21 protein-coding genes are annotated in these 24,411 nt (G+C 67.6%); 9 read left to right on the top strand and 12 right to left on the bottom strand.

Annotation, left to right across the window (positions count from 1 at the left end; genetic code table 11):
* Nucleotides 1-2: 2 nt before the first annotated feature.
* Nucleotides 3-2,528 carry a carbohydrate-binding family V/XII gene (locus V5F66_RS16330; RefSeq protein WP_394094262.1) on the bottom strand — a complete coding sequence of 842 codons (2,526 nt, stop codon included), beginning with the start codon at nucleotides 2,526-2,528 and terminating at the stop codon, nucleotides 3-5.
* Nucleotides 2,529-2,707: 179 nt separating this feature from the next.
* Nucleotides 2,708-2,977 carry a hypothetical protein gene (locus tag V5F66_RS16325; RefSeq protein ID WP_041575466.1) on the bottom strand — a complete coding sequence of 90 codons (270 nt, stop codon included), beginning with the start codon at nucleotides 2,975-2,977 and terminating at the stop codon, nucleotides 2,708-2,710.
* 549 nt (nucleotides 2,978-3,526) lie between these two features.
* Between V5F66_RS16325 and aqpZ the strand changes: the two genes are divergently transcribed.
* Nucleotides 3,527-4,216 carry an aquaporin Z gene (aqpZ, locus tag V5F66_RS16320; protein ID WP_393999483.1) on the top strand — a complete coding sequence of 230 codons (690 nt, stop codon included), beginning with the start codon at nucleotides 3,527-3,529 and terminating at the stop codon, nucleotides 4,214-4,216.
* A 199-nt stretch (nucleotides 4,217-4,415) separates the two neighbouring features.
* On the opposite strand, the gene V5F66_RS16315 is transcribed toward aqpZ, so the two are convergent.
* Complete coding sequence (locus V5F66_RS16315; RefSeq protein WP_393999484.1) at nucleotides 4,416-5,921, bottom strand: catalase; 1,506 nt, start codon at nucleotides 5,919-5,921, stop codon at nucleotides 4,416-4,418.
* Nucleotides 5,922-6,035: 114 nt separating this feature from the next.
* On the opposite strand from V5F66_RS16315, the gene V5F66_RS16310 reads away from it, so the two are divergent.
* The 3 genes from V5F66_RS16310 (at nucleotide 6,036) to purN (ending at nucleotide 8,769) form a co-directional block, all read left to right on the top strand.
* Entirely contained in the window at nucleotides 6,036-6,932 is an 897-nt protein-coding gene (locus V5F66_RS16310) for a hydrogen peroxide-inducible genes activator (protein ID WP_394094261.1), read from the top strand.
* Nucleotides 6,933-7,030: 98 nt separating this feature from the next.
* A complete protein-coding gene (gene purM, locus V5F66_RS16305) occupies nucleotides 7,031-8,104 on the top strand; it encodes a phosphoribosylformylglycinamidine cyclo-ligase (RefSeq protein ID WP_394094260.1) in 1,074 nt (357 codons plus the stop codon).
* Nucleotides 8,101-8,769: a phosphoribosylglycinamide formyltransferase gene (purN, locus tag V5F66_RS16300; protein ID WP_012114344.1), complete on the top strand. Its 669-nt coding sequence runs from the start codon at nucleotides 8,101-8,103 to the stop codon at nucleotides 8,767-8,769. The genes purM and purN overlap by 4 nt, the downstream gene beginning before the upstream one ends.
* Before the next feature lie 39 nt (nucleotides 8,770-8,808).
* Here the strand turns inward: purN and V5F66_RS16295 are convergent, their stop codons facing one another.
* From V5F66_RS16295 to V5F66_RS16275, 5 genes are all read right to left on the bottom strand, one after another.
* Complete coding sequence (locus V5F66_RS16295) at nucleotides 8,809-10,941, bottom strand: molybdopterin-containing oxidoreductase family protein (RefSeq protein WP_394094259.1); 2,133 nt, start codon at nucleotides 10,939-10,941, stop codon at nucleotides 8,809-8,811.
* A gap of 59 nt (nucleotides 10,942-11,000) precedes the next feature.
* Nucleotides 11,001-11,741 carry a TerC family protein gene (locus V5F66_RS16290; protein WP_394094258.1) on the bottom strand — a complete coding sequence of 247 codons (741 nt, stop codon included), beginning with the start codon at nucleotides 11,739-11,741 and terminating at the stop codon, nucleotides 11,001-11,003.
* 157 nt (nucleotides 11,742-11,898) lie between these two features.
* Nucleotides 11,899-12,600, bottom strand: coding sequence for a TerC family protein (locus V5F66_RS16285; protein ID WP_393999490.1), 702 nt, complete (start codon nucleotides 12,598-12,600; stop codon nucleotides 11,899-11,901).
* Nucleotides 12,601-12,824: 224 nt separating this feature from the next.
* Entirely contained in the window at nucleotides 12,825-13,247 is a 423-nt protein-coding gene (gene ndk, locus V5F66_RS16280; protein ID WP_393999491.1) for a nucleoside-diphosphate kinase, read from the bottom strand.
* 121 nt (nucleotides 13,248-13,368) lie between these two features.
* Complete coding sequence (locus tag V5F66_RS16275) at nucleotides 13,369-14,010, bottom strand: TetR/AcrR family transcriptional regulator (protein ID WP_198139248.1); 642 nt, start codon at nucleotides 14,008-14,010, stop codon at nucleotides 13,369-13,371.
* A 114-nt stretch (nucleotides 14,011-14,124) separates the two neighbouring features.
* Between V5F66_RS16275 and V5F66_RS16270 the strand changes: the two genes are divergently transcribed.
* The 3 genes from V5F66_RS16270 (at nucleotide 14,125) to V5F66_RS16260 (ending at nucleotide 17,110) form a co-directional block, all read left to right on the top strand.
* Nucleotides 14,125-15,111 (top strand): aldo/keto reductase, encoded by a 987-nt coding sequence (locus V5F66_RS16270; RefSeq protein WP_012114350.1) that lies wholly within the window; start codon nucleotides 14,125-14,127, stop codon nucleotides 15,109-15,111.
* 155 nt (nucleotides 15,112-15,266) lie between these two features.
* Nucleotides 15,267-16,304 (top strand): sulfate ABC transporter substrate-binding protein, encoded by a 1,038-nt coding sequence (locus V5F66_RS16265; protein ID WP_393999494.1) that lies wholly within the window; start codon nucleotides 15,267-15,269, stop codon nucleotides 16,302-16,304.
* 452 nt (nucleotides 16,305-16,756) lie between these two features.
* Nucleotides 16,757-17,110 (top strand): (2Fe-2S) ferredoxin domain-containing protein, encoded by a 354-nt coding sequence (locus V5F66_RS16260; protein ID WP_012114352.1) that lies wholly within the window; start codon nucleotides 16,757-16,759, stop codon nucleotides 17,108-17,110.
* A 32-nt stretch (nucleotides 17,111-17,142) separates the two neighbouring features.
* On the opposite strand, the gene V5F66_RS16255 is transcribed toward V5F66_RS16260, so the two are convergent.
* From V5F66_RS16255 to V5F66_RS16245, 3 genes are read right to left on the bottom strand one after another with little or no spacing between them, the layout of a single operon-like run.
* Nucleotides 17,143-18,273, bottom strand: a complete 1,131-nt coding sequence (locus V5F66_RS16255; RefSeq protein ID WP_012114353.1) for a histidine kinase dimerization/phosphoacceptor domain -containing protein — start codon at nucleotides 18,271-18,273, stop codon at nucleotides 17,143-17,145.
* Nucleotides 18,273-18,710, bottom strand: a complete 438-nt coding sequence (locus V5F66_RS16250; protein WP_012114354.1) for a response regulator — start codon at nucleotides 18,708-18,710, stop codon at nucleotides 18,273-18,275. Before V5F66_RS16250 ends, V5F66_RS16255 begins: the two co-directional genes overlap by 1 nt.
* A complete protein-coding gene (locus tag V5F66_RS16245; protein WP_393999496.1) occupies nucleotides 18,703-20,217 on the bottom strand; it encodes a sensor histidine kinase in 1,515 nt (504 codons plus the stop codon). The genes V5F66_RS16250 and V5F66_RS16245 overlap by 8 nt, the downstream gene beginning before the upstream one ends.
* A 247-nt stretch (nucleotides 20,218-20,464) precedes the next feature.
* Here V5F66_RS16245 and V5F66_RS16240 point away from each other — a divergent pair, with 247 nt between their 5' ends.
* Both V5F66_RS16240 and V5F66_RS16235 read left to right on the top strand, forming a co-directional pair.
* The gene (locus V5F66_RS16240; RefSeq protein WP_394052428.1) at nucleotides 20,465-21,862 is read left to right on the top strand and encodes a glutamine synthetase family protein; all 1,398 of its coding nucleotides are present in this window, start codon (nucleotides 20,465-20,467) and stop codon (nucleotides 21,860-21,862) included.
* A 113-nt stretch (nucleotides 21,863-21,975) separates the two neighbouring features.
* Nucleotides 21,976-23,082 carry a polyamine ABC transporter substrate-binding protein gene (locus tag V5F66_RS16235; protein ID WP_394052430.1) on the top strand — a complete coding sequence of 369 codons (1,107 nt, stop codon included), beginning with the start codon at nucleotides 21,976-21,978 and terminating at the stop codon, nucleotides 23,080-23,082.
* Nucleotides 23,083-23,184: 102 nt separating this feature from the next.
* Here the strand turns inward: V5F66_RS16235 and V5F66_RS16230 are convergent, their stop codons facing one another.
* A complete protein-coding gene (locus V5F66_RS16230; protein WP_394052432.1) occupies nucleotides 23,185-24,369 on the bottom strand; it encodes a DegT/DnrJ/EryC1/StrS family aminotransferase in 1,185 nt (394 codons plus the stop codon).
* Nucleotides 24,370-24,411: the final 42 nt, after the last annotated feature.

The raw sequence follows: 24,411 nt of genomic DNA, 5'->3' as shown, positions 1-24,411 counted from the left end.
ACTCAGCGACGGAATCCGCCGCCGAATCCGCCCCGGAAGCCTCCACCACCGAAGCGGTCGCCGCCGCCGAAGCCGCCGAAGCCCCGGTCGAAGCCGCCCGAGCCATAACGCTCGCCGCCCTCGAAGCCGCCACCGAAGCGTTCGCCGCCGCCGTAGCCTTCACCGCCGTAGTGGGCGCCGCCGTAGCTCGACACCCGCTGCTGGCTCACGGAACGGGCATGCTCTTCCGCGTCGAGGCGGCTGGTGTCGGCGGTGCGGTCCACGTTCTGCCAGCCCGAGCCGGTGTTCTTGGCCCAGCCGGTGTCGCTGTGCTGGTAGACGTTGCCGTCATGGTCCACGGCCACATGGCCGTTGTTCCAGGCGACCGCGTTGCCGGTCTTCACGTTGCCGGCGACCCCCCGGCTGTCCACGCTCACCTTGCCGTCATGGTCGGTAACAGCGGTCTGGGAGGCGTGGCCGGTGCCGGTTGTGGGGTTGAAGCCCGCCGATTCGCGGCCTGCGGCGGCATTGCCCGTATAGGCGTTGCCTTCCACCCCGGCGCGGGATTCGCCCCGGGCGCCGGTGGTGGGATTGTAGCGGGCATTCTCGGCGCCGGCGGCGTAGTTGCCCGTATAGGGGTTGAACGCGGCGGCCGAGCGGCCGGTGAAGCCGGTGCCGCCCGCGGTGGTGCCGTGCCAGTCGCGGCCGGACCATTCTGTGCCGTTCCAGGTGGTGCCCCAGGCGTGGTTCACCGTGGCGGCGCCGCCCCAGCGGCCATAGAGATTGGTCTGGTTGATGTTGGTATAGCCCCAGTGGCCACCCCAAGGGCCATAAGGACCATAGGGATAGGGGCCGTAGGGGTGCCAGTACGGACCCCAATAGGGCGTCACCGCCGCGCCCCAGGGCCAGCCGGCGGCGAAGCCGAAGGCAAAGCCGTCCGCCACGCCGAGGGCGAAGCCGGCGCCGACGCCATAGGTAACCGGGCAGGAGAACCAGTAGGTGCCCACATAGCCCGGGCAGGTGTAGCCGGTGCCGTAGACCACGGTGCCGCCCGGCGCGACGACAACGCCCATGTAGCCCGGCGTATAGCCCACCACCACCGCTTCCGGGGTGGAGGCATAGATCCGCACATAGGTGACGTAATGGAGCGGCGAGGACACCGGGATCGTGTAGATCACGTCCGGCACCACGTCGGCCACGCGCCACGGGCCGGTGGCGGTCTCGGCGACGAACCAGATGCCGTTGTTCACCGCATAATAGCGCTCGGTATCGAGCTGGATCACCGGCGTCGGGGTGTTGATGGCGTAGTGGAGGCCGGTGCCGGGGATGGGCTCGAAGCGCGGCGCCCCATCGAAGGCCACCTTCAGGGGCACGTCCCGCTTCACTGTGGCGGTCTGCGGGATGGTGGCGGCGATCACCGCCTCCTTGGCCTGCGGCGTGCCGGCCACCGAGACCAGCACGTTGGCCTTGGGATCATTGGGCGAGATCTTCGCGAAATCCTTCGGCAGCGCATCGCTGGCCACGAACGCCCAGGGCCCCTTGAGGTCGGGCGCGCGGAACCAGCGGCCGGAGAGCAGGATGTAATAGGTGTTGGAGGTGGTCTCCATGAACACCGCGTGGTCGGCATTGTTCATGGACAGCAGGTTGGTGCCGGCCACCGGCAGCATCTGCGGCGGGCCGTTGGACTGGATCAGTTCCGCCGGCTGGGTGGCGACGAGGATGGCGGGGGCCGGATTGATGGGCTTGCCCTTGGCGTCGAGCAGCGGGTCGGCGGCCTGCTCCTGGGTCGCGGCCTTGGCGGCGGCGGAGAGCGCATCCGAAATCTGCGGCGTCAGGATCCAGGTGCCGGTGAGGCTGGGGCTCTCATACCAGTGGCCGCCCGCCTCCAGATGATAGGTGCCGGCCTCGTCGAGCAGCAGCAGCGGGCGGGTGTTGGCCACGCGCTGGAAGGTGGGCGCGCCGGAGATGGGCCGCAGCACCGGCGTGCCAGCCACTGGCACCAGCACGGTGGTGGTGGTGGCGAACAGGATCTGCGGCGGGGTGTTGTCCACCGGCTGGGACTTGAGCTTCGCCAGTTCCTGGTTCACCGCGTAGCTCGCCTGCAACTGGTCGAGCGGCACGGTCATGCCGTTGGCCGGCAGGCGCGACTGAAGCGTGGAGCGGATGAGGGAGGCCTTGGCCGGCTCGGTGGGCACCTCCACCCCTTCGATGGAGATGGTGGCGAGGTGGACGAGGCCGGCCGGCTTGTCGACGGCGACGCGGGCCGAGAATCGCACCATGCCGTAGGTGGGCGTGCCGGACTTGGGGCCGATGGCCACTGCCGCGCGGCCGGACATCACATCGCCGGTCCAGCTGTCGATCTGGGGCTGGTAGAGCTGGAGCAACTGATCGCCGGGGAGAGGAAAGTCCCGCGGCCACGCCAGGGGCGCCTGCTGGCCGGCTGCATCCTGGCCCTGGGACGCCGGTGCAGGCTGGGCCTGGCCGCTCGTGCTCCAGAGCAGGGCGGCGGAGAGGACGGCGGCCGAGACGCCGGTCCAGAGTCGCGTCATGAAGTCACTTCCTTCCGATCCGTCGGGGCGGCAGGACGACTAGCATGTTCTCAGGCAAGCGTCAGCGGTACCTTGAGGCGGCGCAAACCACCGTTCCATTCACATGTCGGTGGGCGCCGGCCCCAGCCCGATCCCGATCCCCTGGACGGATCGGGATGGAAGGGCCGCCGCCCGCCTGCTCAGGCCGGCGCGCCACAGGAGCGCTGCCATTTCAGCCGGGGGCCTTCCCACGAGACCGACAGGGTCTTGCGGAAGGGGCAGAGGCTACCGGCGCCCGCAGCTTCGGCGGCCGGGGTGCTCCAGTAGCCCTGCCACCGGTAGGGCGCGCCGCTGGTAGCAACCGCGGCATCCGGGCCGCTGGTCGGGAACGCCCGCACGAGGTCGCCGCCGAACAGGCTCGCTGCGACGAGCGTGGCGCCGACCATGGCGATGATGGAAGACCGTTTCATGGCTTTCTCTCGAACAAGTTCCTGTGGGAAGGCCGCTTCACCGACCGGAAAGACCAGAGCTGGAAGATCTGGCCTCGACGATCTGGCTTGCCGTGTTCCCTTCACCTGAACCGCCCCCCGTTTCGCCCAGTGGCGCTCCGGAGCTTGGTGTGTCGCTGCGCCGGGCATAGGACAGCCGGAACCCCCGGTCGTCCCCCCAACGGAGGATGTATGCCTGTGTCATACGCTCGGCGACCTGAACCGGGTGCATCTGCTTGGTCAGGATTTGTTCATCTTTCCGCGAGCAGGCCCCGGAGCCCGCGTCGCGCGCGCGCGGAAAGATGTGGTGGAGAGATCGCGTGCTTTGGGGTTGTGGGCTTGATCTTTACCCTGATGGGGATTTCGCTGGGCGGGGGCGCCGGCCTGATGGGATCTTGCGCACCGGAGCCGGATCCGATCAGGGCCCCATGAGCCCGATGGGTGAATCCGGTTCCAAACTTGGGAGAGCGCGCACGCGGGCCATGCCTGGAATTCCGGGCCGGCCGGTGCGCCGTTCGGGGAGGGGTTGGCATGAACAAGTATGTGGCCGAGTTCATCGGCACTGCGGTGCTGGTGCTGTTCGGGTGTGGGTCTGCGGTGCTGACGGGCTACGGCTCGGCGCCCATCGGCATGCTCGCCATCGCGTTCGCCTTCGGCCTTGCGGTCACCTCCATGGCCTATGGCATCGGCCACGTGTCGGGCTGCCACATCAATCCGGCGGTCACCATCGGCGTCTGGGCGGCAGGGCGCCTGCCCACCTCTGAGGTGCCCATGTACATCATCGCCCAGGTGCTGGGCGGCATCGCCGGCGCGGCCATTCTCTTCGTCATTGCCTCGGGCAAGCTTGCCGGCTTCGATGTGGCGACCTCGGGCCTTGGCCAGAACGGCTGGGGCGAGGGCTATATCGGCGGCTACGGGCTCGGCGCGGCCATCGTGGCGGAGCTGGTGGGCACCTTCGTGTTCCTGGTGGTGATCCTCGGCTCTACCTCCAAGGCCGGCATCACCCAGGCGGCGGGCCTCGCCATCGGCCTGTCGCTGGTGATGATCCACATCGTGTTCATCCCGGTCACCGGCGTGTCGGTGAACCCGGCCCGCTCCATCGGACCGGCCCTGTTCGCCGGCGGTAAGGCCATCAGCCAGCTCTGGCTGTTCATCGTGGTGCCGCTGGTGGGCGCTTATCTGGCCGGCCTGCTGTTCAAGCTGAAGGTGCTGGAGGACTGAGCTTCCCAAGCCCGCGCGGGCGCCTGAGCGTAAACGCAAGGAGCCCGCGCGGCGCCTGAGCGAAGGCAACGTCCAGCCCGCGCGGCGCTTGAGCGAACACAAGAACTCCGCGAATCAAAAAGGGGATGGGCCGGAGCCCATCCCCTTTCCGGACGCCGGGCGGCGAACCGCCCGGCATCCCCCGCATCTTCCCGGCCGTTCACTCGGCGGCGACGGGACCCGACGGATTCTTCTGCTGCTGGGCGGTCTCCGCCGCCTTCTGGCGGGTTTCCTGCTCCAGCGCCGCGCGCACCCCCGCCCCGTATTCCGGGTGGACCTGCGTGAACAGCGCGATCTGCCGGTCCGCGATCTCCTGCGGGATGCCGTACATGCCCGCCGCGAGGTTGGAGTAAAGGCGCGCCCGCTGGCCGGCATCGAACAGCTCGAACAGCGCCCGCGGCTGGGAGAAGTCGTCATTGCCGATGCGGTGGTTGTAGCGTTCCGCATCGCCCGAGATCTTCAGCGGAGGCTCGGCATATTTGGCGTCTTCCTTCGCGCCGCCGAACGAGTTGGGCTCGTAATAGGCATCGGTGCTGCCCGTCACCTGCGGGAAGAAGCGCATGGCGCCGTCCTTGTGATAGTGATGGACGGGGCACTTGGGGGCGTTCACCGGCAGGTGCTCGTAATGGGTGCCGATGCGGTGGCGGTGCGCATCCGCATAGGAGAAGATGCGGGCCTGCAGCATCTTGTCCGGCGAGAACGAGATGCCGGGCACGATGTTGGACGGTGAGAACGCCGCCTGCTCGATCTCCGCGAAATAATTCTCCGGATTGCGGTTCAGCTCCATCACGCCGATGTCGATGGGCGGATACTCGCCGTGGGGCCACACCTTGGTGAGGTCGAACGGATTGTAGGAGGTCTTCTCCGCATCCAGTTCCGGCATGATCTGGACCTGCACCTTCCACTTGGGGAAGTTGCCGGCTTCGATGGCGCCGAACAGGTCTTCCTGCGTGGATTCGCGGGTGCGGCCCACCACCTGCGTGGCCTCCGCATTGGTCCAGTGCTCATGGCCCTGAAGCGTCTTGAAGTGGAACTTCACCCAGAACCGCTCGCCGGCCGCGTTGATGAAGGAATAGGTGTGCGAGCCGTAGCCGTTCATGTTCCGCACGCCCACGGGCAGGCCGCGGTCGGAGAACAGGATGGTCACTTGGTGCAGGCTCTCCGGTGACAGGGACCAGAAGTCCCACATGGCGGTGGGCGAGCGCAGGTTGGTCTTGGGGTGGCGCTTCTGGGTGTGGATGAAGTCCGGGAACTTGTAGGGGTCGCGGACGAAAAACACCGGAGTGTTGTTGCCTACGAGGTCCCAGTTGCCTTCCGGCGTATAGAATTTGAGGGCGAAGCCGCGCACGTCGCGCTCGGCATCCGCCGCGCCCAGCTCACCGGCCACGGTGGAGAAGCGGGCGATCATGGGGGTCTGCGCGCCGGGCTGGAGCGCCGCCGCCTTGGTGTATTTCGAGATGTCGCCGGTGATGGTGAGGGTGCCGTGAGCGCCCCAGCCCTTGGCATGCACCACGCGCTCGGGGATGCGCTCGCGGTTCTGGTGCGCCAGCTTCTCGAGCAGCTGGTAGTCCTGCATCAGCACTGGGCCGCGCTCGCCGGCGGTCAGCGAATTCTGATTGTCGGCGATGGGGTTGCCGGCCGTGGTGGTGAGTGTGGGTCGCGTCATGAATGGGCTCCCTGAAAAGGCCCGGAGGGCGAAAATCACGAGCGCAGGATGGGCGTCTCCGGGACTGACTACAAATCAGATTGCCTTCAAGATTTGATAAGATAATTTGATCGCATGCTCTCCATCCGTCAGCTGCGCTATTTCGAGGCCCTGGCCCGCCATCGGCATTTCGGCCGGGCGGCGGAAGACTGCGCGGTCACCCAGCCGGCCTTGTCCATGCAGATCCGCGAGATGGAGGAGATGCTGGGCGTGCGCCTTCTGGAGCGCGGTCGCGGTGGCGTGCGGCTCACCCCGGTGGGGGAGGAGGCGGCCGGCCGGGCCCGGGGCGTGCTCGCGGCGCTGGCCGACATGGAGCGCACCATCCGCGACAGCGGCCGGCTGCTGGAGGGGCGGCTGCGCCTCGGTGTCATCGCCTCCATCGCGCCCTATCTGTTGCCGCGGCTGCTGCCGGAGATGGCGCGGAGCCATCCGGGGCTGGAAATCGCGCTGCGGGAGAGCCAGACCGAGCATCTGGTGGCGGACCTCGTCCAGGGGGACCTCGACCTCGTCATCCTGAGCCTGCCGGTCGAGCACCCGGCGCTGGAAGCCATGGCCCTGTTCGAGGACCGTTTTGTCCTCGCGGTGCCGGAGGCATCGACGGACTTCCCCGGGCCGCAGGCGTCGCCCGACAGCATCCTCGCCGGCGACCTGCTGCTGCTGGAGGATGGGCACTGCCTGCGCGACCAGGCGCTCAACGTCTGCCGCAAGGTGGATGCCCGGCAATTGCGCCGCTTCGGCGCCTCCAGCCTCGCCACCCTGGCGCAACTGGTGGCGAACGGGCAGGGCATCACCCTGCTGCCGGACCTGTTCGTGCGCGCCGAGGGCGGGCGCCTGGCGGGGGTGCGCCTGCTGCCCTTCCCCGATCCTGTGCCGGCGCGCACCATCGGCCTGGTCTGGCGCCGCACCCTCCCGTCCCGCAAGGATGTAGCGGCGGTGGCGGACATGGTGAAGGCCTGCCGGCCGGGGCCGTGAACAGGGCGGATAAACCGGGCGCGCATGGCCCGGTTGCGCGCCCTGCCTTGCTTTGCCCCGCATTCAAAGCTAAGCCCCGCGCCAGATACGAGGACTTCATGGCTCAGGACGGACTTTCCTACCGCGACGCGGGCGTGGACATCGACGCGGGCAACCGCCTGGTCGATCTCATCAAGCCGCTGGTGAAGGCCACCGCGCGCCCCGGCGCCGACGCGGACATCGGCGGATTCGGCGGGGTGTTCGACCTGAAGGCGGCCGGCTTCGCCGACCCGCTCCTCATCGCCACCACGGACGGGGTGGGCACCAAGCTCAAGATCGCCATCGACACCGGCGTGCACGACACCATCGGCATCGACCTTGTCGCCATGTGCGTGAACGACCTGGTGGTGCAGGGCGCGGAGCCGCTGCTGTTTCTTGACTATTTCGCCACTGGCCGGCTGGCGCCGGAGGTGGGGGCCCATATCGTCGCCGGCATCGCCCGCGCCTGCAAGGAGGCCGGCTGCGCCCTCATCGGCGGGGAGACCGCCGAAATGCCGGGCATGTACAAGGACGGCGACTACGATCTCGCCGGCTTCTCCCTCGGCGCGGTGGAACGCGGGGAGCTGCTGCCCCGCAAGGATGTGGCGCCGGGTGACGTGATCCTCGGCCTTGCCTCCGCCGGGGTGCATTCCAACGGCTATTCGCTGGTGCGCCGCGTGGTCGAGCGTTCGGGCCTGGCCTGGTCCGACGCCGCACCGTTCGAGGCGGGCCATACGCTGGGCGCGGCCCTTCTCACCCCGACCCGGCTCTATGTGAAGAGCGTGCTGTCGGTGATCCGCTCCACCGGCTCGGTGAAGGCGCTGGCCCACATCACCGGCGGCGGCATCACCGAGAATTTGCCGCGGGTGCTGCCCAAGGGCACGCTGGCCCGCATCGACCTCACCAATCTCATGGTGCCGCCGGTGTTCCGCTGGCTCGCCACCGTGGGCGCCGTGGCGCCGGAGGAGATGCTGCGCGCCTTCAACTGCGGCGTCGGCATGGCCGTGGTGGTGCCGGCCGAGGACGAGGAGACCGTGGCCGATGCCTTCGCCGATGCCGGAGAGTGCGTCATCCGCCTCGGCGTCATCGAGCCCGGTGAGGGGCCGGCCCATGTGGCCTATGAAGGCACTACTGATTTCGGATTCGCGTCGTGAGCGCTGGGTCGAGTGAGGCGCCGCGCCGCACCGCCGTCCTCATTTCGGGCCGGGGCTCCAATATGGCGGCGCTGGTGCGCGCGGCCGAACAGGAAGACTTTCCGGCCGAGATCGCCCTGGTGCTCTCCAACCGCGCCGATGCGGCGGGGCTGGATTTCGCCAAGGATCATGGCATCCCCACCCTGGTGCTCTCCCACAAGGGCTATTCCGATCGCCTCGCCTTCGACGCGGCGCTGGATGCGCACCTGAAGGCGGAGGGCATCGAGATCGTCTGTCTCGCCGGCTTCATGCGCCTGCTCACCCCCTGGCTGGTGGAGCGTTGGCGCAACCGCATGATCAACGTGCATCCCTCGCTGCTGCCGAGCTTCAAGGGCCTGCACACCCACGAACGGGCGCTTGAGGCCGGGGTGCGGGTGCATGGCTGCACCGTGCATTTCGTGCGGGCGGAGATGGACGAGGGGCCGATCATCCTGCAGGCCGTGGTGCCCATCGAGCCCGGCGACACGCCGGACGTGCTCGCCGACCGGGTGCTGGAACAAGAGCACATCATCTATCCCAAGGGCCTGGAACTCCTCGCCGCCGGCCGGTTGACGGTCGAAGACGAGCGGGTGGCGATCGCGGGCGCCAAGGGCGGGCTGAAACCGCTGGTGGTGCCGGCGGTGTGAGACGCCCCCTCTCCGCGAGCAGAGAGGATCGGTCCAAGGTCAATCCGCCAGCTTCTCCAGCCGCACGCGGTTGTCGTGGAATGCGGCGCCGCCCACCGGGGCCACCGGATCGGCGCCGGTCAGGGTGTTTATGCCGCGGCCCTCGCGATGGGCCCGTGCCGGCTGGATCTGCTCCGACACCACCACGCCCCGCAGCACGCCGTCGAACAGGCGCGCCTTCAGCACCACTCGCCCGCGCGGGTTCTCCACCGCCACGAGGTCGCCCTCGGCCACCTTCAGAGCCGCCGCATCCTCCGGATGGATCAGCAGCGAGGGCTCGCCCTCCCGTGCCGCGGAGGTGGGGGTCTCGGTGAAGGAGGAATTGAGGAAGTTGCGCGCCGGCGCGGTCACCAGGCGGAACGGGTGCTCGGGCGTCGCTTCCTCGATCACCGCCCAGTGGTCGGGCAAAGACGGCATGTCCGCCACCGGGCCGAACTTGGCCGGGGCCGGAAAGCCGAGGTTGGCCCAGTCCACGGCGAAGTGGAAGCGCTTGTCGCGATGGCCGAAGCCATTGAGGAAATGCGCGTCCTCGAAGCTCTGCGCCACCTCTATGAAGCGCGCCTTCTCCAGCTCATTGACGGGCGCGCGGCCGCTCTCGCGCAGGGTCCAGTCGATAAGGTCGCGCGGACTCATGGCAAAGCCGGGGTGCTCCGCGCCCAGGCGCTCGGCCAGGGCGGCGATCACCTCATGGTTGGAGCGGCACTCGCCCGGCGGCTCCACCAGCTTCGGACCGAGCTGGATGTGGGGGTGCCCGCCGGCCTGGTAGAGGTCGTCATGCTCGGTGAACATGGTGGCGGGGAGCACGATGTCGGCGAGGAGCGCCGTGTCGGTCATGAACTGCTCGTGCACGGCCACGAACAGGTCCTCGCGCAGGAATCCGGCCCGGACCTTCTCCTGCTCCGGGGCGATGGCCACCGGATTGGTGTTCTGGATGAACAGCGCCTTCACTGGCGGCCCGCCAGCCAGTGCGTCTTCCTCCCCCATCAGGATGGGGCCGATGCGGGACTGGTCGAGCTGGCGGGTCCTCGGATCCAGCCTGTCCAGCCCCTCGATCATCTTCTTGCGCCAGCCATAGGTGCCTGACAGCGAATGCAGCGCTCCGCCGCCCTCATGTTGCCAACTGCCCGCCACCACCGGGATGGAGGCCACGGCATGCATGTTCACCGCCCCGTTGCGGGAGCGGGAGAAGCCGTAGCCGATGCGGAAGAAGGCGCGGGGCGTGGTGCCCACGAGGCGCGCGTAGGTCTCGATCTCGTCCACCGAGAGCCCGCAGATGGCGGCGGCCCATTCCGGCGTGCGGGTTTTCAGGTGCTCTTCCAGCGCCTCGGTGTCGCGGGCGTAGCGGTCGAGATAGGCGCGGTCGGCGTGGCCGTCGCGGAACAGCACGTGCATCACGGCGCAGGCGAGCGCCCCGTCGGTGCCGGGGCGGATGAGGAGGGGAAGGTCCGCCTGCTCCATGGTGGGGGTGCGATAGACATCCACCACCGCAAGCTTCGCCCCGCGCTCCTTGCGGGCGCGCATGGTGTGGGTCATCACATTGACCTGGGTCGAGACCGCGTTGGTGCCCCACAGGGTGATGAGGTCGGAGGCCGCCATCTCGCGCGGGTCGGCGCCGGAGATGCGCCCGGCCCCCGCCATGTAGCCGCTCCAGGCCGGGTTCACGCAGATGGTGGCGAAGAAGCGGGAATAGCCCTTGGCATGGGTCAGCCGATTGATGCCGTCGCGCATCACCAGGCCCATGGTGCCGGCATAATAATAAGGCCAGACCGATTGGGCGCCGTGGGTGCGCTCGGCCTCCAGCAGCCCTGCTGCGATGCGGTCGAGGGCCTCGTCCCATGAGATGCGGGTGAACTGGCCGGAGCCCTTGGGGCCGCTGCGCATCAAAGGATGGGTGAGGCGCTCGGGATGGTTCGCCCGCTCCGCATAACGGGCCACCTTCGCGCAGATGACGCCGGCGGTGTAGGTCTGGGCCTTGGCCCCGCGCACGCGGCCGATGCGGCCGTCGGGCATCACGTCCACCTCCAGGGAGCAGGTGGAGGGGCAGTCGTGGGGGCACACGGAGGCGCGCGTCTGGACCGGGCGGGCAGCCGTAACGGAGGCCTGCGGCGACGTGTTCGGGGCATGCACGTTCATGCCCTCAGGATAAAGGGGGAGACGGTCGCCGTCGCCCCCTCTTTTCCCGCCGGCTCGGCTCAGGCGCCGTGCCCGGCCTGGGCGATGGCCCGCGCCCGGTTGCGCAGCACATAGCCGGCGCCCAGCACGATGGCGGCCCCGATGACGCTTGCCACATAGTGGGGCAGCGGGGCCGGGTGCATGCCGTGGTCGTCCATCTTCACCAGCGACGGGTCCAGGTGCTGGAGGGCGTTGAGGGACATCACGTCGCCCACCAGCATCTCGCCGGCGATCCAGCCCAGCAGCGCCGCGCCGGCCCAGATCAGGATGGGGAAGCGGGTCAAAAGCCGCAGCAGCAGCTGCGATCCGAAGACGATGAGCGGGATGGTCAGCAGCAGCCCGAACACGAACAGTTCCCAGTGGCCGCGCGCGGCGGCGGCGATGGCCACCACATTGTCGAGGCTCATGACCGCATCGGCGATGGCGATGGTGCGCACCGCCTTCCACAGGCTGTCGGACGCCGCCACCTCGTGGCCGTCGCCGTCATTGTCGGTGACCAGCTTGATGGCGATCCAGAACAGCAGCAGGCCGCCTGCCACCTTCAGGAAGGGTATGCCGAGCAGCGCGGAGACGGCGAGGGCGAACAGGATGCGCAGCCCCACGGCCGCACCGGCGCCGAGCAGGATGCCCCATTTGCGCTGACTGGGCGGCAGCGACCGGCAGGCCAGCGCGATGACGACCGCATTGTCGCCGGACAGCAAGAGATCGATCCAGATGATTTGCAGCAGCGAGACCCAGAATGTGGGGGCGGTAAAATCCATCGTTCACTCCATGCAGCGCGCTGGACCACCACGCGCCCGCAACAGGTGTGCGTGTCTCATTCCCAAGCGGAAGTCGAGGCGAACCTTTCGATGACGTTACGTCATTGTGGGGTCAAGAAAAAGGGGCCGAGCAGGCCCCCGCTTTCCTATGGTCGTTTCAGGCTGCGGCGTCGGTGTGTCCGTGGGCCGCTTTCCACCGGTGAAGTCCGAACGCGATGGCGACCACGACCACAGCTCCCGCCGCAGCTACGATGCGGTGAAGATGCTCCGTGGTCTCGGCGCCGAGCCGCTCGATCACCGCCACGTCGCCCAGAAGCATGTCGCCCGCCACCCAGCCGAGCAGCGCCGCTCCAGCCCAGACGAGGAGGGGGAAGCGGTTGATGAGCGCCATTACCAGCGAGGAGCCGGCGATGATGAGCGGGATGGAGATGGCAAGCCCGAAGGTGAGGAGCAGCCAGTTGCCGTCGGCGATGGCGGCCACCGCCACCACATTGTCGAGGCTCATGACCACGTCGGCCACCACCACCGTGCCCACTGCTTTCCACAGGCTGTCGCTGGCCTCAACGGCTTCATCGCCGCCTTCGTTGGGGGCTGCGAGGTCCACGGCGATCCACATGAGGGCGAGGGAGCCGACCAGCTTCAGCCACGGCAGCGCCAAAAGCGTCGCCACGATGCCGGTGAAAAGGATGCGCAGCACCACCGCGATGCCGGAGCCGAGCACGACGCCCATGCGCCGCGCCTTTTCCGGCAGCGACCGGCAGGCCAGCGCGATCACCACCGCATTGTCGCCCGACAACAGGACGTTGATCCATATGATCTGCAGCAGCGCGAGCCACAGCACTGGTGAATCGAGCGACATATTACCCACCCCGGGCCTTTGGTCCCCCGCTTTCTGCGGGTGGTATCCTGCGTCTTGTGCGCCGTATTATGGATTTTGACGCTACGCTAACCTGCCCTTAGGTCCGGTCTCAAGTAAAACCGGATGACGCAGCGCATCATTCGTTGGCGCGCTGCGGCATCCGAGCCTGTTACCGCCGCAAGCGAGGGCCCGGAGATGCGGGTGCATCGCCGGGATTTCCCCGCTCAGCCGACGATTTCGTTGCCGGAGAAGAACTGGGCGATTTCCACCGCGGCGTTCTCGACGCTGTCGGAACCGTGGGCGGAATTGGCCTCGATGGACTCGGCGAACAGCTTGCGGATGGTGCCCTCGGCCGCATTGGCCGGGTTGGTGGCGCCCATCACTTCGCGATACTTGGCGACGGCGTTCTCGGCTTCGAGGACCTGCACCACCACCGGGCCGGAGGTCATGAAGGACACGAGGTCGCCGAAGAAGGGACGCGCGCTGTGCACGGCGTAGAAGGTCTCGGCCTGGGCCTTGGTCATCAGGATGCGCTTCTGGGCGACGATCCGCAGGCCGGCCGTCTCGATGACGGCATTCACGGCGCCGGTGAGGTTCCGACGCGTGGCGTCGGGCTTGATGATCGAGAAGGTGCGCTCGATCGCCATGGGGGACCGTCCTGTCTGTTGCTGGTGGGATGGGATGCCGCAGTGTCCGCGGATGGCGCGGCTCTTAGCAGCCGGAGCCTGAAGGGGCAAGGGAAGGGCTGTCGGCGCGGTATTTCGGTGCCTAAACCGGCTCCAGCACCCCGTCTATGGCCCGCTCCACCGCTTCCGTCGCATCGAACGCCACCGGCACCCCGAGCACGCGCGGCCAGAACAGGGGCTCCTTGATGGCGCCGAGAAACTGCGCCGCCATGAGCTGCGGATCGCGCCCTGCCGGCAGCCGGCCCTCGGCGGCGAGGCTGGCGAGATAGGCTGAAAGCCCCTTCACCGCCGGCTCCTTGCCCGCCGCGAAATAGGCCTTGGACAGCTCAGGAAAGCGGGGCGCCTCGGCGATGACGAGGCGCAGCAGCGGGATCACGTCGGGCCGCGCCCAGTGTTCGGTCAACCGCGCCACATAGGCGCGCAGCACGCCGCGCGGGTCTCCGGTTGCTTCGGTGGGAATGAGGGGCGCGCGGGTGAAATGGGACCACGCCTCGTCGATCACCGCCTCGAACAGCTCGGCCTTGCCGGGAAAGTGCTGGTAGAGCGTGCGCTTGGACACCGGCGCGGCGGCGGCCACCGCGTCCATGGAGGTGCCCTCATACCCCTTCTCCAGGAACAGGCGGCGGGCCGCCGCGCGGATGCGGGCGGTGGTGCCGCGAGTGTCGCGGCGGGGCTTGGTCGCACCCGTGGGGGGCGTGTCGGCGGCAGGCACGGGAGAAGGCATGGGCGGAACGGGGGGACGGGTCATTGACAAAAGTAAACGGTACGGTATAGTTTACATAAACGGCCAGCGCCTGTCGCGCCGCCTGCTATTCCTCTCATAGTCATGAGGTCCCCCATGGACCACCGTCCTCTCGGTCGCTCGGGTCTTTCCGTGTCCGCCATCGGCCTCGGCTGCATGGGCATGTCCGAATTCTACGGCCCCAGCGATGACGAGCAGTCGCTCGCAACCCTAGCAGCGGCCCTCGATCTGGGCATGAATTTCTTCGATACCGCTGACATGTACGGCGTCGGCCACAATGAGCGGCTGCTCGGGCGCTTCCTAAAGGGCCGGCGCGATCAGGTGATCCTCGCCACCAAGTTCGGCAATGTGCGCGGGCCAAACGGCGAGCGCCTGGGCGTTTGCGGCACGCCGGACTATGTGCGCACCGCCTGCGACGCCAGCCTCGGGCGTCTCGGCATCGACACCATCGACCTTTATTACCAGCACCGCGTGGACCCCAAAACGCCCATCGAGGACACCGTGGGCGCCATGAAGGGGCTGGTGGAGGCGGGCAAGGTGCGCTTCCTCGGCCTGTCGGAATGCTCGGTGGAGACGCTGCGGCGCGCCCACAAGGTGCATCCCATCAGCGCGGTGCAGATCGAATATTCGCTGTGGAGCCGGGATCCGGAGGCCGGGATGCTGGACGCCTGCCGCGAGCTGGGCATCGCCTTCGTTGCCTACAGCCCGCTCGGGCGCTCCTTCCTCACCGGTGCGGTGACCAGCCCCGACAGCCTCGCGCCGGATGATTTCCGTCGCGCCAATCCTCGCTTCTCAGGGGCGGCGCTGGCGCAGAACCTCAAGCTCACCGAAGCGTTGAAGGACTTCGCGGAGACCAAGGGCGCCACCAGCGCCCAGATCGCTCTGGCCTGGATCCTGAACAAGCAGGAGCATGTGGTCCCCATCCCCGGCACCCGGCGCATCAAGTACCTGCAGGAGAACGCGGCGGCGACCGTCATCCGCCTGACGCCGCAGGAGATCGCCAGCCTCGACGCCCTGTTCGCTCCGGACGCGGTGGCAGGCACGCGCTATCCTGAGGCCGGCATGGCGCAGCTCGGCCTGTGACGGGCGAGGGGCGGCGCCGGTGGGTGCCGCCCTTTCTCGATCCACAGGGGATGGACCTGCCGCAACGGCGGTTCACATCCCCAATTTCACATGCTATGCATGCGTCATGTGAATTGTACATTTCACCGATTGTGAAATGTGGATGGAGAAGCCTGATGATCAGCCGCCGCGCCGTTCTTGCTCTCGCGCTCGCCGGCGCCGCCGCGGCGCCCCTCGGCACCCTGCCGGCCTTTGCCCAGCAGGGCCCGGCGCCACAGGGGCCGAACACGCTGCTCAATGTCTCGTACGACATCTCCCGCGAGCTGTTCACCGCGGTGAACGCCGAGTTCATCCCGTTTTGGAAGGGCAAGACCGGCCAGGAGCTGACCGTGAACCAGAGCCATGCCGGCTCCTCGCGCCAGGCCCGCGCCATCCTCGAGGGACTGGAGGCGGACGTGGTCACCTTCAACCAGGTGATCGACGTGGACACCCTGGCCAAGGCCGGCTTCGTCGCCAAGGACTGGCAGGCGAAGTTCCCGAACAACGCCTCGCCCTATTATTCCTTCCCCGCCTTCCTGGTGCGCGCCGGCAATCCCAAGGGCATCAAGGACTGGTCGGACCTGGTGCGGGACGACGTGAAGGTCATCTTCCCCAACCCGAAGACCTCGGGCAATGCGCGCTACACCTATCTGGCCGCCTATGCCTTTGCGCTGGAGCAGTTCAAGGGCGATGCCGCCAAGGCCGACGCCTTCGTCAAGAAGCTGCTTGCCAACGTGCCGGTGTTCGACACCGGCGGCCGTGCCGCCACCACCACCTTCGTGGAGCGCGACACCGGCGACGTGCTGGTGACCTTCGAGGCCGAGACCCGCACCATCGAGGGCCTCTATCCCGACCGCAAGCTGGAGACGGTGGTGCCTTCCGTGAGCCTGCTGGCCGAATTCCCGGTGGCGGTGGTGGACAAGGTGGTGGACAAGCGCGGCTCCCGCGCCTCGGCCACGGCCTATCTTGAGTTCCTCTATTCCCCGGCCGGCCAGACCGTTGCCGCCAAGGCCTTCCACCGGGTGGTGGACCCCACGGTAGCCGAGGCGTTCAAGGCCCAGTTCCCGCCGGTGCGCCTGGTGAAGGTGGAGGACGTGTTCGGCGGCTGGCAGAAGCTCCAGACCGAGCATTTCGCCTCCGGGGGCAAGCTGGATTCGCTCTTTACCGGCAAGTGAGCGGCGCGGGGTGAGCGGGGCGGGGTGAGCGGAGCCGGGCGGAGCCCCGGTCGCCCGGTGAGGCGCGCGCGGCCCGGTGACATTCCGCGAGAGGAGGAGGCGGCTTAAGGCGCCTTAAGACGATAGCGCACCGTCGCCGTCCGGCTTGACCGGACGGCCCATGGCCCGGCCGGGACACCGCGGCCGGGTTTGCAAAGCGGTGAGATGGACCTTCCGGTCAAGCCGGAGGGTGACGAGTTAGGATGCGCCGACCTCATCTCTATACCTATGGCGGGGCGGCGCTCTCCTGTGTCGCTTTCCCGCCCTTGTCGGCTTTGGTCGGCGTGCGCACCCGCCCGGAGGCTGGGGCACTTCGCACTAATATAATGGTGTAACGAGACTTTTCAGGATCTGGCAGATCCGGCACACATTTTGAATAGCTCCAGACCAGCCCCACCGAGCCGTGAGCCGTCATGTCCGAAGCTGCTGAAAGCGAAGTTCTCGATATCCCGCAGGTTTATACGCACCACGTGTTCTGCTGCTTCACCCAGCGGCCGCCGCAGCATCCGCGCGGCTCGTGCGGGGCCAATGGCGCGGCGCCCCTTTGGGACCGTCTCGCCAAGAAGCTGGAGGCGTCGGGCCGTCGCGACATCGCCATGACCTCCGCCGGCTGTCTCAGCTTCTGCCAGGCCGGCCCCATCATGGTCGTCTATCCGCAGGGCATCTGGTACACGCCCAAGTCCCCGGAAGACATTGACGAGATCGTCACCTCCCACCTCCTCGGCGGCAAGCCGGTGGAACGGCTGATCATCGTTCCGCGCATCTGAATCATGCCTGACGGCGCCGCCCAGCGGGGCCGTCAGGAGCGTTCGGCGAGGCGGAAGGTGAGCCGCACGCAGGTGCCCTTGTCCCGCGCATCCAGGGTGGGCTCGCAGCCCAGCTTGGTGGACATGGCCCGCACGATACGGGTGCCGAGACCGGTGGACGAGGTCGAGCCGGTCTCCGCGGCTTTCGCAGCCGCCATGCCCGCCCCGTCATCCTCCACCGCGAAATCGATGCGCTCGCCCTGCCGCTTCAGCGCCACCCGTATGGCTCCCTCGCCGCCGGGATAGGCGTATTTCATGGCATTGATCACCAGTTCGGTGGCGATGATGCCCACCGCCACGGCGCGGTCGGGATCGATGTGGATGGGATCGGCATCGAGCGTGATGGTGATGCCGCCAAGGTCCCGGTGGGCCGACACTTGGAGGTCGTCCAGCAGCGAGCCGATATATTGGTCGAGGGCGACGGTGGCGATCTGGTCGGAGGTGTAGAGCCGGCGATGCACCTGGGCCACAGCCGAAACCCGGTTGCGGGCGGAGTTCAGCGCCTCCTTCACCCGTCCGTCCTCGGTGGCGCTGGCCTGCACGTTTAGCAGCGACACGATGATCTGCAGCGAATTGCCCACCCGGTGGTTCATCTCGCGCAGCAGCAGGGCGCGCTCGGCCGCCAGCGCCTCGAAGCGGTCGCGGGCGGCGCGGATCTCCGCTTCCGCCGCCTCATGGGCGCGGCGCATGCGCACCTGCTCCACCGCCGCCACGAAGGCGGCACGCAACAGCTCGATGAAATCGGCCTGGATTTCCTTGACCACATAGTCGGCCGCCCCCGCCTTCAACGCCGCCACCGCGAGCCGGCCGTCCTGGGCGCCGGTGACGTAGACCACCGGCGGGGGACGATCGAGGGCGCAGATGGCGCGCAGGGTGGTGATACCGTCCTGGCCCGGCATGTAGTGGTCCAGGGCCACCACGTCGAAACGCTCCGCGGCGACCAGGGCAAGGCCCGCCTCACCCGAGCCAGCCAGCACCACCTCGAACCCGAGCCGCCCGAGCTGGCGCTGCACCAGGCGGCCCAGCGCCGGGTCATCGTCCACATACAGCACGCGCAGCGGCGCCGGCGGCGCGGACGTGCCGTCCTGGAGCGGGGCGGACGGTTCGGGGGCGGAGCCGTCCATCAGTCTGTCTCCGGAACCTGGATGACGGAGAAGAACAGCCCGAGCTGGCGGATGGCGTTGGCGAAATTCTCGTAGTTGACCGGCTTGGTCACATAGACATTGGCGCCGAGATCATAGCAGCGCTGGATTTCCACCTTGTCGTCGGTGGTCGTCAGCACCACCACGGGTGAGCGCCTGAGGTGCTCGTTGCTCTTGATGCGGGCGAGGATCTCCACCCCGGTCATGTCCGGCAGGTTCAGGTCGAGCAGCACCAGCAGTGCCCGGCCGATATGCTCCCGCCCGGTGCCGTCCGCGCCGAACAGGAACTGCACCGCGCTGGTTCCGTCGGTGAAGGGGAGGATGTCGTTGCGTACTCCGGCGCGACGGATGTTCTTCTCGATGAGGCGCGCATGGCCCTCGTCGTCCTCGACCATCACGATGGTGACGTGTTCAGTCATTGGTCTTTTTTCCGTTGTCCGTTGGCAGGCGGCGCGGCAGCGTAACCTTGAAGGTTGAGCCTTCGCCCAGCGTGGAATCCAGTGAAATCAGCCCGCCCATGCGGCGCACCAATGCCCGCACATGGGCAAGGCCGATGCCTTCGCCCGGCCGGTCCTGGCGGCCGGAGCGGCGGAACAGCTCGAACACCCGGCCGCGATCCTTGGGATCGATGCCGCGGCCATTGTCCTTGACCGTGAAGGTGATGAAGCCGGGGGTATCCACGGCGCTCACCTCGATCAGCCCGGGTACTCCCTCGCGACGATATTTCAGCGCGTTGTCGAGGAGGTTGGTGAAGATCTGCTCCAGCGCCAGGCGATCGGAGTGGATGACGGGAAGCCGTCCCGCCCGGATCTCCGCCCCGGCCTCCTGCATCTGGTGGGCCATGGAGCCGGCGATGCTGGCGACGAGCTCGCCCACGTCCACGTCCACGGGCAGGAATTCCTTCCGCCCTTCCCGCGACAGGGCGAGGATGGCGTGGATCAGCCGGTCCATTCGGGTGATGGAGGTCTTGATGAAGCCGAGGGCCTCCTCGAAATCGGCAGCAAGCTCCCCGTCCGCCTCCGGTCCCTCGCCGGCCTTCTCGCGCAGCTGGGCGAGCCGCTCGAACAGGTCGGTGCGCATGACCTCGATCTCGCTGGTGAAGCCCATGATGTTCACCAGCGGCGAGCGCAGATCGTGGCTGACGATGTAGGCGAAGCTCTGGATCTCGTCGTTGGCTTCCTTGAGGTCGGCGGTGCGCTCGGCCACCCGCTGCTCCAGGCCGGCGTTGACGGCTTCCAGGTCCTGCTGCGCCGTCTCCAGCGCCGCGATGGTGCGCCGGTTGAGGTAGAGCGCAAGGCCGCCAAGGGCGAGCACCACGGTGAAGCCGCCGGCGCTCACGGCGGTAAGCCAGCCGGCGGTGTGTCGCGATGCCGTGTCCCGGCTTTCGAGCAATTGCGCCTCGGCCGCCTTCATCTCTATGAGCAGCGTGCCGAGGCGGGTCATGGCGCCCTCGGAACGGTCGGATTTCAGGTCGGCCTGCGCGCCCTGCACGTCGCCGCTTTTGCGCATGGCGATGCTGCGCTCGAAGGACTCCAGCCGGCTTTGAAGCAGAGGCCGGGCCTCGGCGAGGCGGGCCTGCTGGACCGGGTTGTCCAGCGTCAGCGTGCCGATCTCGTCGAGGGTCGGCAGGGCGCGGGCCTTGGAATCCTCGTAGAAGCGCAGGAACCCTTCGCCGCCGGTGATGAGGAAGCCGCGCTCGGCGCTTTCCGCCCGCCGGATCATGATCTGAAACTGCGAGATCGCGTTCATCACGCGCAAGGTATGGTTCACGCGGTCGGCGTCGTCCTGCGCCCGGTACACCAGCGTGATGGACATGGCGCTGATGGACGCGAGAACCGCAAATCCGAGGATGAGGAGCAGGGTCGGGCCGGGCAGGCGCAGCCCGCCGCCGACCGGAGCGCGCGCGGCTTGCATCACCAGCGCCATGATGCCCTCACGCCGGAAGGACCGGCAACGGCCGGCGCATTCTTGCGGCGCGCCGATGACAGTGAACCCCGCTTTGGTCCCGCCCAGGTCATGTGGTCGTCACGTTCCTCGTCCGCGAGCGCCGATGTGGCGGCCCGGCCGGCCATGTGTCCGGTACCGCTCCAGTTGCATAATTATCGTCGCGCTTGAAGGTTCCCGAGCTTCGCGCTTGGATGAACAGGAAATCGACTTTTTTGAATGGAGTGTCATGCAGGCCCAGGTTCCAGGCCGCCGACCCGACCCTGCCGCGGCCCTCGGGGTCACGGACGAGGCGGCGGATTATGTGACAGCCTTCGGCGTGCCGGAGGTGGTGGAGGTTCTTCTGCCCGACACCTCCGCGGTGCTGCGGGGCAAGTGGATTCCCGGCCATTCCCTGGGCAAGATCTGGAAGGACGGCGTGGCCATCCCGCTCTCCATCTTCGGCCTCGATGTCTGGGGCTGCGAGGTGGACGCCACCGAGATCCACATGGAGACCGGCGACAAGGACGGCCTGTGCTGGCCGGTGCCGGGGACGCTGAAGCCGGTGCCCTGGGCGTCGCGCCACACCGCGCAGGTGCTCATCACCATGCACGAGCCCGACGGCTCGGCCCGCGGCAGGCCGTGGAAGCTCGATCCGCGCCAGCAACTCGCCGCCGTGGTGGAGCGCTTCGCCGCGCGCGGGCTCACCCCCTGCGTCGCCTTCGAACTGGAATTCTACCTGCTGAAGCCGTCGGACGTGCCGGGCGCGCCGCCCGAGCCGGTGTTCCAGGCCACCGGGCAGGCGCGGCAGAACATGTACGCCATGTCCGACCTCGACGCCTACGCCGAGGTCCTGCACGACATGCGCGCCGCGTGCGTCACGCAGGGCCTGCCCGCCGATACCGTGATCGCGGAGGCGGCGCCCGGCCAGTTCGAGGTCAATCTCTACCACAAGGTGGATGCGCTCGGCGCCGCCGACGACGCGGTGCTGCTGCGCCGGCTGATCGACGGCGTGGCACGCCGCCATGGGCTGAAGGCCACCTTCATGGCCAAGCCGCTGGCGGATTTCGCCGGCAACGGGATGCATGTCCATGCCAGCCTGATGGAGCATGGCGGCAACCTGTTCGCCCGCGAGGACGGGGTGGGCGACACCGCCCTGCGCCATGCCGCGGGCGGCATGCTGGCCAGCATGGCCGACGCCACGCTCATTTTCGTGCCGAGCTTCAACGGCTATCGCCGGCTAGTGCCGGGCAGCTACGCGCCGACCTCGGCGAGCTGGGGCTTCGACAACCGGCTGGTGGCGGTGCGCGTGCCCAACGGCCCGCGCCACGCCCGCCGGCTGGAGCACCGCATCGCCGGGGCGGAGGCTCACCCCCACCTCGTGCTCGCGGCCATCCTCGCCGGCATGCTGGACGGGTTGGAGCGGGGCATCGAGCCGCCGCCGCCGCTGGAAGGCAATGCCTACGAGCAGATCGGCGAGCCCCTGTCGCCAGATATGGAGGTGGCGGTGGACCGCTTCGCCGCCTCCGACTTCATCGCCCGTACCTTCGGGGAGGACTACCGGCGCATCTATGCGGCCATGAAGCGGGAGGAATTGGCTGCATTCCGCAGGGTCATCCTTCCATTGGAGTACGAAACGTATTTGTGAAGCGTGGCGTTTCCTGTTGAGGGGGCTCGCGCGACAACATAGCCTTGGGTCCAGGGGGGCACCTTCAGGGCAACCTTGCAAAACATGACCCCCTTTCCAGAGGAGAACGGCGGATGCGTCGTCATTTCGTAGCGGCAATCATGTGTGCCACGCTGGGCTGGGCCGGCGCGGCTTCGGCCCAGGACAAGGTCCTCAACGTCTTCAACTGGTCGGATTATATCGACCCGACGGTGCTGGAGGACTTCACCAAGGAAACCGGCATCAAAGTCCGCTACGACGTCTTCGACAGCAACGAGGTGCTGGAGACGAAGCTGCTCGCGGGCAAGACCGGTTACGACGTGGTGGTGCCGTCCGGCTCCTTCCTGCAGCGCCAGATCAAGGCCGGCATCTTCCTGACCCTCGACAAGTCGAAGATCCCGAACCTGCAATACGCCTGGCCCGAGGTGACCAAGCGCCTCGCCGTCTACGACCCGGACAATGCCCACGCCGTCAACTACATGTGGGGCACCACGGGCATCGGCTACAATGTGGACAAGGTGAAGGAACGGCTCGGCGACATCCCCATGAATACGTGGGACATCGTGTTCAAGCCGGAAATCCTCTCCAAGCTCAAGGATTGCGGCGTCTATTTCCTCGACGGCCCGGAGGAGGTGATCCCCTCCGCCATGAAGTATCTGGGGCTCGATCCAAATTCGAAGAACACGGACGACATCGCCAAGGCCGGCGAACTGCTCATGTCGGTTCGCCCCTATATCAAGAAGTTCGATTCCTCGGGCTATATCAATGCCCTGGCGCGCGGCGACATCTGTCTGGCGGTGGGCTGGTCGGGTGACGTGTTCCAGGCCAAGACCCGCGCCGCCGAGGCCGCGAAGAAGACCAAGAAGCCGCCGGTGAACGTGGCCTACGTGATCCCGAAGCAGGGCGCGCTCATGTGGTTCGACAATTTCGCCATCCCCAAGGATGCGAAGAATATCGACAACGCCCTCGTCTTCATCAACTACATGATGCGGCCGGAAGTGGCGGCGAAGAACTCGAACTTCATTTCCTATGCCAACGGCAACCTGGAATCGCAGAAGTTCATCGACAAGGACATCCTGAACAATCCGTCCATCTACCCGGACAAGGAGACGTTCGAGCGGCTGTTCATCGTCACCACCAACGAGCCGCCGGTGCAGCGGGTCATCACCAAGACCTGGAACAGCTTCAAGCGCGGCAAGTGAGGGGCGGGGCTCGCTTGAACGGCTGAGCCGGACGGTCGGCCCAAACGAAAAGACCACCGGAAGCCCCCGCTTCCGGTGGTCTTTGCTTGTGTGGCCGCACCCTCACCCTTCGGCGAGGGCCTGCTTCACCGCCGCGACGATGCGGTCCTGCGTGGTCTCGTCCAGATAGGCGTGCATGGGCAGGGAGATGACCTCTTCCGCCAGGGTCTCGCACACCGGCAGGATGGCGCCGGCGGAGGGATAGTGCTTGTAGGCCGGCTGCAGGTGCATGGGCAGGCGGTAATACACCGCCGTGGGCACGCCCTGGGCCTTCAGCTTGTCGGCGAGGCCGTCGCGCACGCCAGGGGCGAGGCGGATGGTGTATTGCGCCCACACCGAGGTGGCGCGCCCGTCCACCACCGGCACAGTGGCGACATCCTTCAGCAGTTCGTTGTAGCGCCGCGCCACCCGGTCGCGCGCCGCGATCTCCTCCTCGAAGATGGCGAGCTTCTCGATCAGCACCGCCGCCTGGATGGTGTCGAGGCGGGCGGTCATGCCGATGCGCACGTTCTGGTACTTGTCCACGCCCTGGCCGTGCTCGCGCAGGCTCTTGAGCACGGTGACCAGCTCCGCGTCGTCGGTGAGGATGGCGCCGCCGTCGCCGTAGCAGCCGAGCGGCTTGGCCGGGAAGAAGGAGGTGGCGGTGGCATCGCCGATGGAGCCGGTGCGCTTGTTGTTCCAGGTGCCGCCGAAGCCCTGGGCGGTGTCGCACAAAACCTTCAGGCCATGCTTCTCGGCGATGGGCAGGATGGCGTCATAGTCCGCCGGCTGGCCGAACAGATCCACCGGGATCACCACGCGCGGGGTCAGCCCCTGCTCGACGGCCACCGCGATGGCCTGCTCCAGGCTTTCGGGGTCCATGTTGAAGGTGTCCGCCTTCACGTCCACGAACACCGGGGTCGCGCCCACATAGGGCACCACCTCGGCGGTGGCGCAGAAGGTGAAGGCCGGGCAGAACACGGCGTCCCCCGCCTTCACGCCCCAGGCCATCAGCAGCAGCGCCAGCGCGTCGGTGCCGCTGGAGCACGAGACGGCATGTTTGGCCCCGGCGAAGGCGGCGAGCTGCTCCTCGAAGGCGCCCACTTCCGGCCCGTTCACGAAGCGGCAGGAAGCGAGCACGTCCAGCACCTTCTCGTCGATGCGGGCGCCGATGCGCGCGCGCTGGGCGGCAAGGTCGATGAAGGGGATGGGGGCGTTGTTCGCTGTACTGGAAGCCGTGGTGGGCTTGGCCGTCGCGGGAGACGTCATGGATGATCCCTGTCAGGTGCCCGTCGGACGGGCGGAATGGCG

Origin of the sequence: Xanthobacter versatilis (assembly GCF_043193975.1) — a bacterium.
Classification (GTDB): domain Bacteria; phylum Pseudomonadota; class Alphaproteobacteria; order Rhizobiales; family Xanthobacteraceae; genus Xanthobacter; species Xanthobacter autotrophicus_E.
The sequence above is the reverse complement of the archived record's forward strand: the minus strand, read 5'-3'. Positions and strand labels throughout refer to the sequence as shown.

Excerpts from the sequence above, each read along its gene's own strand:
- V5F66_RS16330 (WP_394094262.1), bottom strand. The coding sequence starts at position 2,528 with ATGACGCGACTCTGGACCGGCGTCTCGGCCGCCGTCCTCTCCGCCGCC.
- V5F66_RS16325 (WP_041575466.1), bottom strand. The coding sequence starts at position 2,977 with ATGAAACGGTCTTCCATCATCGCCATGGTCGGCGCCACGCTCGTCGCA.
- V5F66_RS16250 (WP_012114354.1), bottom strand. The coding sequence starts at position 18,710 with ATGACTGAACACGTCACCATCGTGATGGTCGAGGACGACGAGGGCCAT.
- V5F66_RS16275 (WP_198139248.1), bottom strand. The coding sequence starts at position 14,010 with ATGCCTTCTCCCGTGCCTGCCGCCGACACGCCCCCCACGGGTGCGACC.
- V5F66_RS16245 (WP_393999496.1), bottom strand. The coding sequence starts at position 20,217 with ATGGCGCTGGTGATGCAAGCCGCGCGCGCTCCGGTCGGCGGCGGGCTG.
- V5F66_RS16255 (WP_012114353.1), bottom strand. The coding sequence starts at position 18,273 with ATGGACGGCTCCGCCCCCGAACCGTCCGCCCCGCTCCAGGACGGCACG.
- V5F66_RS16310 (WP_394094261.1), top strand. The coding sequence starts at position 6,036 with ATGCTCTCCATCCGTCAGCTGCGCTATTTCGAGGCCCTGGCCCGCCAT.
- V5F66_RS16285 (WP_393999490.1), bottom strand. The coding sequence starts at position 12,600 with ATGTCGCTCGATTCACCAGTGCTGTGGCTCGCGCTGCTGCAGATCATA.
- V5F66_RS16260 (WP_012114352.1), top strand. The coding sequence starts at position 16,757 with ATGTCCGAAGCTGCTGAAAGCGAAGTTCTCGATATCCCGCAGGTTTAT.
- V5F66_RS16240 (WP_394052428.1), top strand. The coding sequence starts at position 20,465 with ATGCAGGCCCAGGTTCCAGGCCGCCGACCCGACCCTGCCGCGGCCCTC.
- V5F66_RS16230 (WP_394052432.1), bottom strand. The coding sequence starts at position 24,369 with ATGACGTCTCCCGCGACGGCCAAGCCCACCACGGCTTCCAGTACAGCG.
- ndk (WP_393999491.1), bottom strand. The coding sequence starts at position 13,247 with ATGGCGATCGAGCGCACCTTCTCGATCATCAAGCCCGACGCCACGCGT.
- V5F66_RS16235 (WP_394052430.1), top strand. The coding sequence starts at position 21,976 with ATGCGTCGTCATTTCGTAGCGGCAATCATGTGTGCCACGCTGGGCTGG.
- V5F66_RS16265 (WP_393999494.1), top strand. The coding sequence starts at position 15,267 with ATGATCAGCCGCCGCGCCGTTCTTGCTCTCGCGCTCGCCGGCGCCGCC.
- V5F66_RS16295 (WP_394094259.1), bottom strand. The coding sequence starts at position 10,941 with ATGAACGTGCATGCCCCGAACACGTCGCCGCAGGCCTCCGTTACGGCT.
- V5F66_RS16270 (WP_012114350.1), top strand. The coding sequence starts at position 14,125 with ATGGACCACCGTCCTCTCGGTCGCTCGGGTCTTTCCGTGTCCGCCATC.
- V5F66_RS16315 (WP_393999484.1), bottom strand. The coding sequence starts at position 5,921 with ATGACGCGACCCACACTCACCACCACGGCCGGCAACCCCATCGCCGAC.
- V5F66_RS16290 (WP_394094258.1), bottom strand. The coding sequence starts at position 11,741 with ATGGATTTTACCGCCCCCACATTCTGGGTCTCGCTGCTGCAAATCATC.
- aqpZ (WP_393999483.1), top strand. The coding sequence starts at position 3,527 with ATGAACAAGTATGTGGCCGAGTTCATCGGCACTGCGGTGCTGGTGCTG.
- purM (WP_394094260.1), top strand. The coding sequence starts at position 7,031 with ATGGCTCAGGACGGACTTTCCTACCGCGACGCGGGCGTGGACATCGAC.